The organism is Bacillus sp. FSL W8-0770 (assembly GCF_038008705.1).
Lineage (GTDB): Bacteria > Bacillota > Bacilli > Bacillales > Bacillaceae_G > Bacillus_A > Bacillus_A cereus.
This window is the reverse complement of the sequence record NZ_JBBOZR010000002.1, coordinates 507,667-521,525: the sequence shown is the minus strand read 5'-3', so window position 1 is coordinate 521,525 and position 13,859 is coordinate 507,667. Positions and strand designations below refer to the sequence as shown.

The following is a 13,859-nucleotide window of genomic DNA, read 5'->3' as shown; positions in this document are numbered from 1 at the left end:
CAACATCCCGTCTCATAACTGCTACTGTCAAGGTGGTTGTTATTATGCATTATCTTTTTCTTTTAGACCCACGCTTGTACTTTGGTCGGTGAAGCGCGGGTTTTTTGTTGTCTTTTTTTTCGAATTGCTTTCTCAGTGCGTATGCTGAAACCTCACGCACAACTGCTCTTGCAATTTCTTTTAAAAGTTCAAACAAAAATTCCATGTTATATCCCTTCTTTCCTTCCGAATGGAAAGAAGGGATAATAACAAGCCCACCTTCACACGATATACAGTTATACTTCTATTTTATCATACTTCAAATGAATAATATATTATAACCTCTTCAGTTTACTATAATCTAATTATAGCAAACTATTTTTGATGTTTTATTGTTCTGTAAAATATGTTTCATAATTTAAATATATTTCATAATCATTTTCTGACAGCATCAACTCTTTACGATTCTCAATATTATGTAAGAAATTATATTTATTTAAGAGTTGTAATACTTCTGTTGATCCATATTCACTTAATCCATTATATAGAAGTAGTATTAATTCATCTGTTGATAATTGAGCACGTATTATACGGATGTATGTTTGTTTTTCATTAATATCTGATTCATCTATAAACTTGATTATATGGTATAAATTTCTAAAGTAATTCCCTAGTTCATTATCATATGCTTTATAAAGAGACGCATACGAAATTCTAATAATTTTCAGTGTTTCTTCTATACTCTTTTCTCCCACCCATGATTTCTGTTTGTATATGCTTTTCAATTCTGATAAAGCTTCTGTAATAACTGCTTTTCCCTGTAACTCAATTTCTATAATTGGCTTTAAATATCCACCTGACTTTGAAACATTCTTTCTTAATTTAGATGTTAAATTATTATGTAAATTAACCATTTGAAAAAAAGTATTTTCGAATCTTTGAATTGACAAAGTGGTATTTTGCTCTTTAAATTCAGCACGAGTTAATTTTAATTCATCACGGGTTAGTGTCAATTCCTCTCTTTGAATAGCAATTGTAGCTAGAATTAATAATATACTTGCTATATTAAAAAATGGTACAGTCGAACCCCCCAGTAAATCTCCTGTAGGGCCTAAATTTTCAATACCACCAAACCTTTCGGCAACTTTATATATTAGTGGCGCTAATACAAAAGGGCTTATTAATGCTATTATCATAAATGTTATCCCAGTCTTAATTAAAAATTTAAAATTAAATAGCTTGTCTTTTATTTTGTTCATCATATATTCTCCTTTTCTAATATTTAAAATTATAGCATAAATCCTACTATATTATGAAAAAGTAAAATGACATAAAAAAAACAGCTTCTCAAATTCGTTTGTAATCGCAATTAACTATCTGCTTAATGCGATTATATTAAAACTCAGAAAAAATCCTTGAAATTAATAATAGACCCCTTAGAACGTTTCTGTTTTTTCGGGGTCTATTCTCTCTAGAATTTCTATTCTTCTATGTCTTCTTTTACTTCAGCGGATAAAATGTCTTCAGCAAACTTCTTGTAGCCATTATACCCTTTCTTTGCAGCCTTTTTCTTTATTGCTTCTACTACCTTTTCATCAAGATAGAGACTTAGATGCTGCTTTTTTTCTTTCAATTCCTCTTTTGATCTGTTTTCAATTTTTTCTTTGAAAACTTCCAAATCTTTTTTTAAGTATAATCGTTCAGTAGATTTCCCTTTAGCAATCTCTTTAAAGGGCAATATCCAATCTTTAGCCGCATTATGAACGTAAGTCTTAGACTTATTTAGAAATTCAGCCGCCTCTTTTAATGTAAAAGAGTCTTTGTATAATTCCTCTAACTTTTTTACGTCTTCTTGCTTAAAACGATATCCGCCATCTGCTTTCCAGGTAGCCAGATTGATAGGTTCGATTTGTTTATACTTAATTAAATAGCCTAATTGATTTTTTGTTATACCTACCCGATCGCATACCTCTTCTAAAGATAAATATTCTATTTCTCACCTCATCCGAAACTCTCACTCTAGCTGTTGTTTGAATTTTCTTAGTTGATACTTTGTTAAACCTGTTTCTTTTACTACATCTGTGATTGAGTACTTCTTATATTGAAGATACTTAAATGGATTTTCCATATAACGTTCTCGTACCTTATTAAATGTACTCTTTTTGATAAAGAATTCAATTGCTCCCCTTTCTCACGAATGGAATCGAAAATGGGACAACCTTTACAATGTTTATAATTTCTTTGTTTTGCCTTTTTCTGCTCATCTGCACAATTCATTGATAGGTTGTTCAGAGGGCAAGTTGAACAATAGGTATATTCTAAATCATAGATTTCATCTAAAATTTTTCGACGAAGATTAGTCAAAAAAATCTCCTTCTATCGTACTTGGATTGAAATGCACAAGAAAATCAATTAAACATTTCCGTTACACATCTGTTAAAAAGAAACGATTAAATAAAAACAAAAAATATTTACTTAATCATTTCAATCTATACCACAATAAATAACGCATTTTTCTTGAATTCACATTTAAATATACGGAATAAAGGATTTTTATACTAAAATGCATGTGATATGAAAGATTGCTGATATATTTGCTATTATAAAAGTAGTATTTGTAGAATCAAATTAGTTCAAGTTAAAGAAAAGAAGAGATACTGTATCCTTTTCTTTTATGTTCCGTGCCTTTAATCAATAGTAAGAGGATATATATCTATACCCTCTTATTGCTGATTTGTATTAGAATTACTGCTCCCACAAGCAGAATATCTGAAAGACACTCGTCTAAGAGTGTCTTTTCTTTATACAAAAAAATATTTTCAAACAAAAACTCCTTATAAAAGAACCTACATTCGTACTGGATAAGAGCAAGCATTCTTTTTTAATTAGGGAGGAATAACAGTGTATGACTATTCTATCTTACCGAATAGAATCATCTTATGTGTGAATTTACGTAGCTCTTACGCTTCAGTAAGTTGCATCAAAATGGGTTTAGATCCTATGTATACAAAATTGGCATTAGTCGGTGATGTAAATAAAAACGGTTCAATCGTTCTATCTGCCACTCCCCCATTAAAAGCATTGAGTGTAAAATAGATGGCAAGATTATACGAAATTCCTCACAGAAAAGATATTCTTGTTGTAAATCCAATTATGGGTACTTATATAAAATGCTCTAATTACATAACAAAGCTAGCTTTGCAGTACGTTCCTATTGAGGATTTTCACCAATATTCTATTGAAGAATTTTTCATGGATATTATGGATAGTATTCATTTATTTGCTAAGAATCCCTATAAGTTTGCGTTGAAATTTAAACGTGAAATGATTAAGGAATAACACAAAGTAACCCGTCCAATCTTAACAATTGAAAAAAATAACGAATTGAAAACATGCTAGTATGTTCCTTATTGTCTGAAGAAGAAATAATGATTACCTATCATGAGGACGGTTATACACGCTCTAATTATATGACTGTTTTCAATATTGACCCGTTAAATAGTGTTGTCATATGTACCAATGCTTTTTATATAAGTTGACACTGTAATTTTCGAATATAATAGATTTGAGTGATCACGTTTGAATTGTTATTAAATAAAGGGCACCATTCTAATTAGAACGATGCCCTTTATTATTGTAAGCACTATTACCTATTGGGTTAATTTTTCGATTGTAGGCATAACAGCAATTGGTGGTAATGATGCAGTCCACCCAACTGCATATACGTTTAATTTTTCACCCAATTTGTAGTTTTCACTATCTGAAACAGGAACCCTTAAAATTTTGTTTTGGGAAACTAGATCCCACCAATCATGTTGATAAGTAAGTGCTTCATCTTTTGTAGGAGTAGCAGCAACCACTAAATAATTGTTATCTATTGAAATGACATATCCAGTAAAAGGTTCTTGTTCTTGGTTTTGAATAGAATGAACAGGAGTATTATTTGCGGAAATCTTAGTAGAATCTGCAAAGGCTGGTGTTAATCCGAAAGTAAATCCACATCCTAATGTTAAAGCTGTTACCGTTGTTACTAATTTTTGTTTTTTGTTAAACATAATATATATCCCCCTTATATTTTATCCCTACACTATCCACATTCCATTTACATACATATAAAGCCTTTTAATATTAAGATATTTAACAATTTTGTCACAAAAATTCCATTAATGGTAATATTACCTATTAACAGGAGTTGTTTTATGTTATAATTCACTATGTGAACTATTATTGTTCCTTTCATCACTTGATGAATGTATGCCCTTCCTTAATTGTAAATATGTTTGATTTTGTTGGTGGAGAGGGAGATATCCCTCTTCTTTTTTTGTTTTTATATGAATAAAAATCAACTATGTTATTGTTATATTCATATAAAAAGGAGTCTCGCCAGATCGCTATCAAAATAAAGTTATGAAGTACCCCCATTATGAAAATTTTATTTTTTCGCAGCTAAAAGACAAATAAAAAAGGTCCTTAACAATTTATTAAGGACTGCGGAATAAAACCGCTATTTGGGTTAAAACCCAATCAGTTTGTAGAAAATAAATTGCGTTTATGATAGCAATTGTATTCCCAAAAGCAATTTTTCAAGTGAATTTTAACATACCTGTAACTACATTGGTATCAATAAAATATGGATTGGATTACAAATAGTGGTTTTGAATATTAGAAAAAGTTTAAAAGTTAATTACTTTTCAGGAAGAAAAATCCTTAAGAGAAACTTGTAGAGATAAATTTTTAAGGGAAGTATCCATAGCGAATGCTTTTTTCATTGTTGTATAAAATTTATATATTAAATGAGAGATTTATTAAACAGAAAACTAAAAAACTCTATAATCCCCACAAATTAATTCATAACTAAAAATGTTTTAACAAATGATTGTTTAATTTTTCTACAACTGTTCTTTTCATCACATAGGTAAAGTAAATTAATTATATTTAGTTGTAATATGAAATTCTTTTTCTTATAGTTAATTAACTTTAAATATATATCATTCTTAAAGAATGATATATTCTTCTCTATTTACCTATACCTATATTTTTATAATTTATCATTTTAGCCAAGAAGACTCCTTCCTTAAGGAACGCAAAGTGAGTACGTGGGAGATTCATGTCAGTTGGCATAGGCCAACATGTTTGCTATCATTTACTTGTACAGATTACTCTTCGAAAACTGAGGATATGAGGTTGGTTGCAGAAAAACGTTGCAACCGTAAAATCTTCAACGTTCTATCGCCCCACACTTACTGAAGTTGCGAAAACCAAGATAAAGTAGGTAGTATGGTGAATCATTCAATAGAATTGTCCCTTGTTTTAACAAATGAGTTTTTGTAAATAATATGTTTGTTAAAAAATTAATTAAGGGGGACTTGTATGCCACAGGATCGAAAAGCAAAAGTTCAAAAGGATGCATATGAAAAAAAAGAGATTATGCCAGATAATTCACAATCTCTACCGCGTCACATGCAAAAAGAGCTACCTCACGAATTTTCTGTAAATCCTCTGTTTGCCCGCGAAGGAGAATCCGTCGTTCCGCGCTTTCATATTCCTGATAAAGGTATGTTACCAGAAACAGCGTATCAAATCGTCCATGATGAAATTGCTCTCGATGGAAACGCCCGCCTGAATCTTGCAACATTCGTTAGCACATGGATGGAGCCTGCCGCAGAGCAATTATATGCAAAATCATTCAACAAGAACATGATTGACAAGGACGAATATCCACAGACAGCTGAAATTGAGGAGCGGTGTGTCCGCATCTTAGCCAACCTCTGGCATTCGCCCAGCCCCCTTACGACTATGGGCGTTTCAACAACTGGATCGTCGGAAGCATGTATGCTCGGTGGACTTGCTTTAAAGCGACGCTGGCAAAATGCACGTAAAAAAGAAGGGAAGCCAGTGGATCGTCCCAATATTGTGTTTAGTTCGGCTGTTCAGGTCGTTTGGGAAAAATTCGCGAATTATTGGGAGGTTGAACCACGCTATGTGAAGGTTAGCCCAGAACATCCCCAATTGGATCCTCAGGGAGTCCTCGCGGCCGTGGATGAAAATACGATTGGTGTGGTACCGATTCTTGGTGAAACTTATACCGGTCTTTACGAACCGGTTGCCGCAATTGCGAAAGCGTTGGATGATTTACAGGCGAGGACGGGTCTTGACATTCCCATTCATGTGGATGCAGCTTCGGGAGGATTTATAGCACCGTTTCTTCAACCAGATTTAGTCTGGGATTTTCAATTACCGAGGGTGAAGTCCATCAATGTATCCGGACATAAATATGGATTAGTCTATCCTGGATTGGGTTGGATAATTTGGCGGGAAGCTGAAGATCTCCCTGAGGATCTAATCTTCCGTGTCTCCTATTTAGGCGGGAACATGCCGACCTTTGCACTGAATTTCTCTCGTCCTGGTGCACAAGTGCTCCTACAATATTACAATTACCTGCGTTTAGGAAAAAGTGGGTACTATGATGTACAAAGGACTTCCCAGAAAGTAGCTCTTTTTCTTAGCAAAGCCATTCAGAAGATGGCACCGTTCGAACTTTTGTCCGATGGTTCGGATATTCCGGTTTTCGCTTGGCGACTAAAAGAAGGTTACACATCAAATTGGAATCTTTATGATTTATCTCGACAATTGCGTGTGTTCGGCTGGCAAGTACCTGCCTACCCATTGCCTCCAGATATGGAAGCGGTGACGATTATGCGCGTTGTGGTTCGAAATGGATTTTCCATGGATCTTGCGCATTTATTTTTGAGGAACCTCAAACAGACCGTTGCCTTTCTGGATTCCCTGGACGGACCTATGCCACATGATACGAAATGTGATAATGGGTTTCATCACTAAATGAAAAAAGCCTAATTTCTTCATATTAAATAGAGAAGTTAGGCTTTTTAATATTGAAATTTCTTTAACGCTGTAAATCCGCATTTTCTTGACACTAACCTATGCCCATAAAGCTAAAACCCTGAAGTTTCATTAACAGACTTTCCTTCTTACTACCATACAGAGATTGTCCCTTATCTCTTGCTAGGGCTTTTTCTATGCACAATATTAATTTCATCATAAGTATACACACGTTATAATAGTCACCTAATTACATATGAAGAGGTGCAAAAAATAAATAAGACAGAATTAACAAAAGTAGTAGCAGAAAAAACGGAACTTATACAAAAGGATCCAGTTGCAGCAACACAAACTGTTTTAGATACAATAACAAATGCGCTAGCAAATGGAGAAAAAGTACAAATTCTTAGTTTTTGTACATTTGAAGTACGTGAAAGATCTGCACGTACAGGACGTAACCCACAAACAGGTAAAAAAATGCAAATCGCCGCTTCAAAGGCACCTGCTTTTAAAGCTGGAAAAGAATTAAAAGAAGCAGTCAAATAATCATACATAATTAAAAGGGTTTGATATTCATATCAGCCCTTTTTTTAATAGCCTTGTGGGGATATCGCCAGCATTTTGGAAAAAATCCACCCTAAGAAAAAACTAGCTCCTACAAGAGAGGCTAATTTACATAAAATTCGTTAACGGTAGTCAATGTATCTATAAGTCTACAGTTATTCGTTTCTGAAATCGTATGTATTCTCAGGAACATTTAACATATGTCCGTTAATGATTACTGTATCATTGTCTTTCCATACAATCTTTGCTGTATCTTCTCGGTAATTCCAATACACATTCTTTGTCTTGAAATATTCACGATGATTAAATACTAACTCTCCCCTAACAGCAAAACTTGTTGTTGCTCCGCCATTTGTTACATAAGCTTTAAATGTATATGTTCCGTCAGGAGATTGTTTTTCAGCAATCTTTTCACCTGTAGGTAGTCGATCCATACTGAAGAATGCCCAATAAACTCCGTATACGAACAAACCAGCTATACAAAATAATATAATTAACACTTTTTGTTTGGTTTTCTTAATTTCTTTCTCTGTAAAATTCATGTTTTAGCTCCTATTAATGATTTTTATGGCAAACCACTTCTGTTTGGAGGTAAGGTCAATCTTTGTTTTGTTTTTCTAACAGTTGAATAGCTCTATCTAATTTTTGCTCAACTTGATTTTGTTTCTTTTGATTACTGTTACGCTGAATTATACGTATAATTCCTCCAAATAGTGCACCAATGATTATTGCAATAATGATGCAAAAAATAGTCGTTTCTAAAGGCATTATTTAGAACCCCCTTTTTTCCTTATTGTACCATTTAGAAGAACTAATATGTTTTGTGATTTGATTTGTATATTGTATACAAGTTAAGTTAACATAACGTCCTATTATTGGTAGGAAAGAAAAAGGCGAACCTCTACTTTCAAGAGGAATTCACCTTTTTCTATACCCTATTCATATTTATATATATTTCTGTCATGGTGCGGTTTTCAGGTTCTCCTTTGTTACTAAATGAGCCGAAAAAATGTATAAAATCTTGCATGCTCTTAGCATGGTTTTTTCCGAAATGCTGGCGGTACCCCATCACCATCAAGTTAAAATTGTATAATGCCCCCAAAACGAAAAATTAGAGTCTTTTATAGCAATGAAGTTCATTTTTATCGTTTTTGGGGCAACCTGTGCTGTTAGGTTGATGGATGTGTGGTGCGACCCCATTTATAAATCACTTCAATAACGCATGAGAATGGCTATTATTTAGACTACAAGTTTCCTTAGGAGCACATCATTATCAATCTAAGATTTTTTACTATCAATTTAAATTTATGAAAAATATGTATTCATAAAAATTTATTTTTGTTTTAATCATAATTTCTATTGTTTTAGTAAAACATAGAATTGAAATGAAAAAGGAGGAATAAAATATGCAATTAGCTACACATGAATTACGTGATTTAAGTGAATTAATTGCTGGTTGTTACAATACAATTAATACGATGAGTACATACATTCAGCAGGCACAAGATCCCGAATTAAAACAATTATTGCAAAAACATTTTCCATTACATGTGCAGGATTATAATTTAAAAGTTGAATTCATACAGAGTCTAAGTGAACCAAATATTGAAAAATTTCAGCCATCTAAGTTAACACCTGTACTATCTTCTTACTTAAGAACACCTGTTGAAGAATTGCCGCCTGTTACTCCGGATGTAAGCGGAGCACCACCTAATGACCGAGCAATTGCAACTGGATACTTATTAAATCAAAAGTCAGCAGCTTTAAATTATGCTGGTTCTGTATTGGAATGCGCAAACCCTAACTTAAGAACATTCTTAGAAAATGCATTCTTAAATAGTGGTAGACATGCATACGATGTATGGCAATATATGGTCAAAAAAGGGTATTATCCATTATCTACAGCTCCAGAATCAGAAGTGCAAACTTTAGCTACTATATATCAACCTGTTAATCAATCTTTTTAACCATACAATTAACTTTGAATGCATGTAATTCACTTTAAAAACTGTTAAGAATCTTGATTTGAAATAAAAAAGAGGAAACGCAATTAGAAACCGCTAGTTTTTTTACTTAGTAATTTTTCATTTCAAATGGTCTGTTAGTGACCCCTGTTAGTGGTCATCATACATGCCCATCAACTTAAGGATTTTATAACACCCCAAAACGAAAAAATTGTCTGCTTTCTATTGGTTAATGAGGAAAAGTGGAAAAACGTTAGTTAAAAAAACGCAAGCCTCTTTTGATTAGGGGTTTGCGTTTTTTATCATATACTTTATTTTTTCTCTTCACGAGCTAAGTCGATTACAATATCCTTTTTATATAAATCTATTGCCTTCAGTTAACATAACCATCTTATCAGTATTCAACAATGGATAAAATTTACATTACGGGAGAAGTTGTATTTTCTTAGCTTGATAGCGATGGGGTGGTACCCCTAATAAGAGAAGATAATGTGCTCATCACCCTTGATTGGGCTTTAAAAAAGTAGCATGTTTGTCCCAACCGAATTGAATTTTCCATTCTTCTTCGAATCCACTCTCAGTAACTTTATTCTTACGTAGTTCTTTCGTCGTATCTTCTTGATATTTAACGAACATTAATTGCTGTGCCCTGATAATAGCCGTATATTGAATCGTTATGTTTTCCCATAATATATCAATCGGATTCTTATCTATGATCTCAGCAGCTAAATCAGCTACATCTTCTGGAAAATATTTATGGAAGAAACCATGTGTTACAGCATTGTATGTAAAACTATAGCCTTCTCTAATTTCTGTGGCTCAATGTGTTGTTTAACTAATTCCACCCCCAATAACTTTGTTGATTAAATGACCGACAACAACTGTTTGTTCTTGTTTATTTAGTTTCATCTTTATTTCACCTGCACTTCTAGAAAATTCACATGAGTCTTTAAATTTCCTACTTCACGCGATAAATTATTGATCTGCTCTTGTTGTTCCGCAACTGTTTTAATTAGCTCATCAATTCTTTACACTAATACCGCACATTGATTCTCCATTCTTCAGCCTCCTCCGAAATTACTCTAATTTAGTATTGAAATTCTCTAAAACTCGATGTATTATATTTTTGTGTTTTTCTCAGTTCCCAAGCCGAGAATACATCATCACTTCTGAAAGGACCCGAACTCCAACGGGTTCTTTTTATTTACTTGAACTCATTTTCGAATTATTGTATTATATTTTCGGGTCTTGCTCCATAAATCATTATCAGGAGAATCTGCAGGTTTGCAGGTTCTCTTTGTAAAATAAAAAACATCCATTATATGAACACTTCATGTTATTATGATTAAATTGTTTTAATTCAGTTTGATATGCAGGTGAAACGAATGGAAAATAAAATTTATGTATATTAAAATTATACTAAGTTTAACTAATAAGCATCCAAGTTTCTTTGATTAATCACTACATTTTCTTTAGAGCTATATCCACATATAAAAAGACACTATACAGTGTCTTTTTATATGCTTTGTTCCTTTAATCAATAGTAGTTTCCTAATGTAGATAGGCTCCCGTAGATTTCATAAACGCCCTCCTCTATATATTAAGGGGCACTACCTTATGGTAATTATATATATATTTGTAATATTCTGCATATTTTTTATAAACTAACTAAATATTTACAATTATCAGAAGAGTGTTATATTGATAGTAATCTATTAAACATTAAAAGTTTAATAGCAAAAAATAAAGGGGGATATAAATTATGATGAAATCTAAAATCAAGAAAGCTATAGGAGGGATCGCTTTAGCAACTGCTTTAGTTACATCCGCATTACCTGTCAGCGCAGCTACTGAATATGTATGGGTTAGAGATGCATATCCAGGATATGATAATTATGTTTTTGATAGCGCAAAGCAACGAGTTCAAATTTGGTCTGGAAATAATTATTTTTATGTAGATTGTGATTTTGTTGAATATGGTAAATGTTTTGTGAAAAGATAAATAGAAATCAAGAAAATGCCAACTTTTTTGGCATTTTCTTAATTTCTATTTGTATTATGTGGGTCACCATACATGCCCATCAGCTTAAGAAAAATAAACGCCCTAAAACGAAAAAAATGAGCTGAATTCTCAAAGTAACTGCCTGTAGAGAAAAGAAATTTTCGTTTAGGGGGTACTTCAAAACCTTAGCTTGATAGCGATGTGGCGGGACCCCTTTTAAGGTAGGAATTTCAAATTTATATTTTTAAATATTTGAATGATTTAAAAACAGTCTGATCTATGCTAAAATGAATATGATATGAAAGATTGCTAATATATTTGCTATTGTAAAAGTAGTATTGATGGAATTATGTTGGTTCAAGTTAAAGCAAAAGACATCTATTAAGGTGTCTTTTGCTTTAATGTAATTTACTAAGAATAATGAATCTACTTAACTAATTGCTGTTGGATTTCCTTAATTAACAGTTTAGCACCTTCAGGACTAAGAACGATTTGAGCATTTGCTAATGATATATTTTTTTCTGAAATATCACCAGTTATTGCACAAGCATCATAAGATTTGTATTTTTGTAAAATGATTTTTTCATCTTCTACAAATATTTCCATAGGATCTTTTTCTACAATTCCTAATGTTCTTCTTAACTCTTTCGGAAGAACAATTCGTCCTAATTCATCTATTCTTCGTGTAACACCTGTTGCTTTCATCTTATCCACCCTTTTTATTTTTTATAAATTTTCATATTTCTAGCTATTAATCTCCTATGAACAAGCAGATTAAATTATGTTTGCTTGGTATCATCTGCATTTAATAGTACAATTATATATCTAAAAAGGGTTTACTAGTAGTAATTTGACTGATTGTATTGAAAGTAGCCTTTATGTAGAAATAAGTAGATTATCTAGATTAGGTAATTTTTGTTGTATAAAATCAAAATGTAAAAATATAAATTGTGTGATGAACACATTTTTCTTTCTTACTACCATACAGAAATTGTCCCCCTAGCTCTTGCTAGGGATTTTTCTATGTATATTATTAATTGCATCATAAAAATACACACGTTGTAATAGTTACCTAATTACATATGAAGATGTGCTAAAAATGAATTAGACAGAATTAACAAAAGTAGTAGCGGAAAAAATAGAACTTACACCAAAAGAGGTAGTTGCAGTAACACAGGCTGTATTAGATACGATAATAAATGCGTTAGCTAATAAAGAAAAAGTACAGATACTAGGATTCGGTACATTTGAAGTGTGTGAAAGATCTGCACGTGCAGGACGTAACCCATAAACAGGTGAAGAAATGCAAATCGCTGCTTCAAAAGAACCTACATTTGAATCTGGAATAGAATTAAATGAGACAGTGAAATAAATGTACATAGTGAAAAGGATTTGATATTTTTATCACCCTTTTTTTAATAGCCTTTTTGTTCATAAAACAAAAAAGTATCAACCAAAACATATATTGGATGATACCCCTTCGTTTATAGACATATTATTTCTAAGTACACATCATGCAAAATTTATATAAATAATTTAGATTTCCCAAATAATGTAACCAACTTGTGTTACAATAAACATTTTACATCAAAAAAAGACCTGCATAAATGCAAGTCAAATATAAATTATGGACTTTCTCTATATAAAGTCACAGAAAAATTTTCATATCAATTATGCGTCTGGTGATGGAAATCTTGCAGCTTCAAAATGCGTACTATTTTCTACATTAGAAATAACTCCAGCTACACTACTTTGTGCAAAAATCTCAACTATATCCCCTGCATTTAACTGAATGATTGATGAAACAGCAACAACATTAGCAAAGTTTATTGGACCAAAAAAATCATTATCTATTGCAATTGCCGGATTTCCATTAACTCGAATTTCTACCCGCGCTCTATAATTTGTGTTTAGATTATTGGGAATGAACGCAATAGTCCCAATAACAGAATAAACACCTCTTGTCTTTGGAATAAAAATTGATGTAGCTGGATTATACTCATTCGCTAAATCAAATTGTTCATTTTGAAATAAGACCTTAACAAATGTATTTGCTGGTAAATTTTGATTAACTGTGCTCACAGCTCTAAAAGCAGATGCTCTTACAAGATTATATTGGTTATCATCAGAACAACAATTTACTTTTACATTAACCCAAGGTTTCTCCTCATGCTTTTTATCACATTTTTCATAACCCTTACTGCTTCTATGACAATCGTGATTTTTCTTTTTGTAATCCTTACAATGATTACAGTAGTAATAAGACATACTAAATTCCTCCTTTTAATTTATTACTACATGCTATGTAAGATAGATTAGTAAAGTTTGGACAATCTGTTACTAATTTTAATAGAATTAAAATTAGGCCTATCAAAAAATAGGTCAGTGAAACAATATAACATGTAAAGCAGAAAAACTTCATTTGAACCTATCTATATCAACACTACAAAATGCTAGAATTCCTTTTCTGTTACTTTAAAACCAAGCTCATGTTATACCCAAATCCATAG

Annotated in this window: 12 protein-coding genes and 5 pseudogenes; 7 read left to right on the top strand and 10 right to left on the bottom strand. The window is 32.1% G+C overall.

Features of this window, described 5'->3' with window-relative positions; all coding sequences use genetic code 11:
• Window positions 1–49 precede the first annotated feature (49 nt).
• The 4 genes and pseudogenes from NST27_RS29225 to NST27_RS29210 all read right to left on the bottom strand — a co-directional run bounded on the left by NST27_RS29225 (window position 50) and on the right by NST27_RS29210 (window position 2,343).
• On the bottom strand, window positions 50–205 hold the full coding sequence (locus NST27_RS29225) for a hypothetical protein (protein WP_000394778.1): 156 nt from the start codon (window positions 203–205) through the stop codon (window positions 50–52).
• A 163-nt stretch (window positions 206–368) separates the two neighbouring features.
• Entirely contained in the window at window positions 369–1,238 is an 870-nt protein-coding gene (locus NST27_RS29220; protein ID WP_001033550.1) for a putative phage abortive infection protein, read from the bottom strand.
• A gap of 221 nt (window positions 1,239–1,459) precedes the next feature.
• On the bottom strand, window positions 1,460–1,972 hold the full coding sequence (locus NST27_RS29215) for a DNA-binding protein (protein ID WP_033689769.1): 513 nt from the start codon (window positions 1,970–1,972) through the stop codon (window positions 1,460–1,462).
• Window positions 1,973–1,993: 21 nt separating this feature from the next.
• Window positions 1,994–2,343: pseudogene (locus NST27_RS29210) on the bottom strand (zinc-finger domain-containing protein).
• Between the two features lie 537 nt (window positions 2,344–2,880).
• Between NST27_RS29210 and NST27_RS29205 the strand changes: the two are divergent.
• Both NST27_RS29205 and NST27_RS29200 read left to right on the top strand, forming a co-directional pair.
• A pseudogene (locus NST27_RS29205) lies at window positions 2,881–3,306 on the top strand (Y-family DNA polymerase); the annotation flags it as partial.
• A pseudogene (locus tag NST27_RS29200) lies at window positions 3,304–3,526 on the top strand (YolD-like family protein). The pseudogenes NST27_RS29205 and NST27_RS29200, both read left to right, overlap by 3 nt.
• Before the next feature lie 103 nt (window positions 3,527–3,629).
• Here the strand turns inward: NST27_RS29200 and NST27_RS29195 are convergent.
• Window positions 3,630–4,034, bottom strand: coding sequence for a DUF3221 domain-containing protein (locus tag NST27_RS29195; protein ID WP_000482308.1), 405 nt, complete (start codon window positions 4,032–4,034; stop codon window positions 3,630–3,632).
• 1,315 nt (window positions 4,035–5,349) lie between these two features.
• Between NST27_RS29195 and NST27_RS29190 the strand changes: the two genes are divergently transcribed.
• Window positions 5,350–6,819 carry a glutamate decarboxylase gene (locus NST27_RS29190; protein ID WP_047385522.1) on the top strand — a complete coding sequence of 490 codons (1,470 nt, stop codon included), beginning with the start codon at window positions 5,350–5,352 and terminating at the stop codon, window positions 6,817–6,819.
• A 273-nt stretch (window positions 6,820–7,092) separates the two neighbouring features.
• Window positions 7,093–7,365, top strand: coding sequence for an HU family DNA-binding protein (locus NST27_RS29185; RefSeq protein ID WP_033689806.1), 273 nt, complete (start codon window positions 7,093–7,095; stop codon window positions 7,363–7,365).
• Window positions 7,366–7,538: 173 nt separating this feature from the next.
• Here the strand turns inward: NST27_RS29185 and NST27_RS29180 are convergent, their stop codons facing one another.
• The gene (locus NST27_RS29180) at window positions 7,539–7,925 is read right to left on the bottom strand and encodes a DUF5412 domain-containing protein (RefSeq protein WP_061661871.1); all 387 of its coding nucleotides are present in this window, start codon (window positions 7,923–7,925) and stop codon (window positions 7,539–7,541) included.
• 55 nt (window positions 7,926–7,980) lie between these two features.
• A complete protein-coding gene (locus NST27_RS29175) occupies window positions 7,981–8,151 on the bottom strand; it encodes a DUF4083 family protein (protein ID WP_001127869.1) in 171 nt (56 codons plus the stop codon).
• A 638-nt stretch (window positions 8,152–8,789) separates the two neighbouring features.
• Here NST27_RS29175 and NST27_RS29170 point away from each other — a divergent pair.
• On the top strand, window positions 8,790–9,350 hold the full coding sequence (locus NST27_RS29170; RefSeq protein WP_001175193.1) for a spore coat protein: 561 nt from the start codon (window positions 8,790–8,792) through the stop codon (window positions 9,348–9,350).
• 472 nt (window positions 9,351–9,822) lie between these two features.
• Here the strand turns inward: NST27_RS29170 and NST27_RS29165 are convergent.
• Window positions 9,823–10,133 (bottom strand): annotated as a pseudogene (locus NST27_RS29165) (phage terminase small subunit); the annotation flags it as partial.
• 976 nt (window positions 10,134–11,109) lie between these two features.
• Between NST27_RS29165 and NST27_RS29160 the strand changes: the two are divergent.
• Window positions 11,110–11,349: a hypothetical protein gene (locus tag NST27_RS29160; protein WP_000978065.1), complete on the top strand. Its 240-nt coding sequence runs from the start codon at window positions 11,110–11,112 to the stop codon at window positions 11,347–11,349.
• A gap of 426 nt (window positions 11,350–11,775) precedes the next feature.
• On the opposite strand, the gene NST27_RS29155 is transcribed toward NST27_RS29160, so the two are convergent.
• Window positions 11,776–12,054, bottom strand: coding sequence for an AbrB/MazE/SpoVT family DNA-binding domain-containing protein (locus tag NST27_RS29155; protein WP_000648353.1), 279 nt, complete (start codon window positions 12,052–12,054; stop codon window positions 11,776–11,778).
• A 403-nt stretch (window positions 12,055–12,457) separates the two neighbouring features.
• On the opposite strand from NST27_RS29155, the pseudogene NST27_RS29150 reads away from it, so the two are divergent.
• Window positions 12,458–12,721, top strand: a pseudogene (locus tag NST27_RS29150) (HU family DNA-binding protein); the annotation flags it as partial.
• Between the two features lie 299 nt (window positions 12,722–13,020).
• Here NST27_RS29150 and NST27_RS29145 read toward each other — a convergent pair.
• Window positions 13,021–13,617 carry a hypothetical protein gene (locus NST27_RS29145; protein ID WP_000122947.1) on the bottom strand — a complete coding sequence of 199 codons (597 nt, stop codon included), beginning with the start codon at window positions 13,615–13,617 and terminating at the stop codon, window positions 13,021–13,023.
• Window positions 13,618–13,859 lie beyond the last annotated feature (242 nt).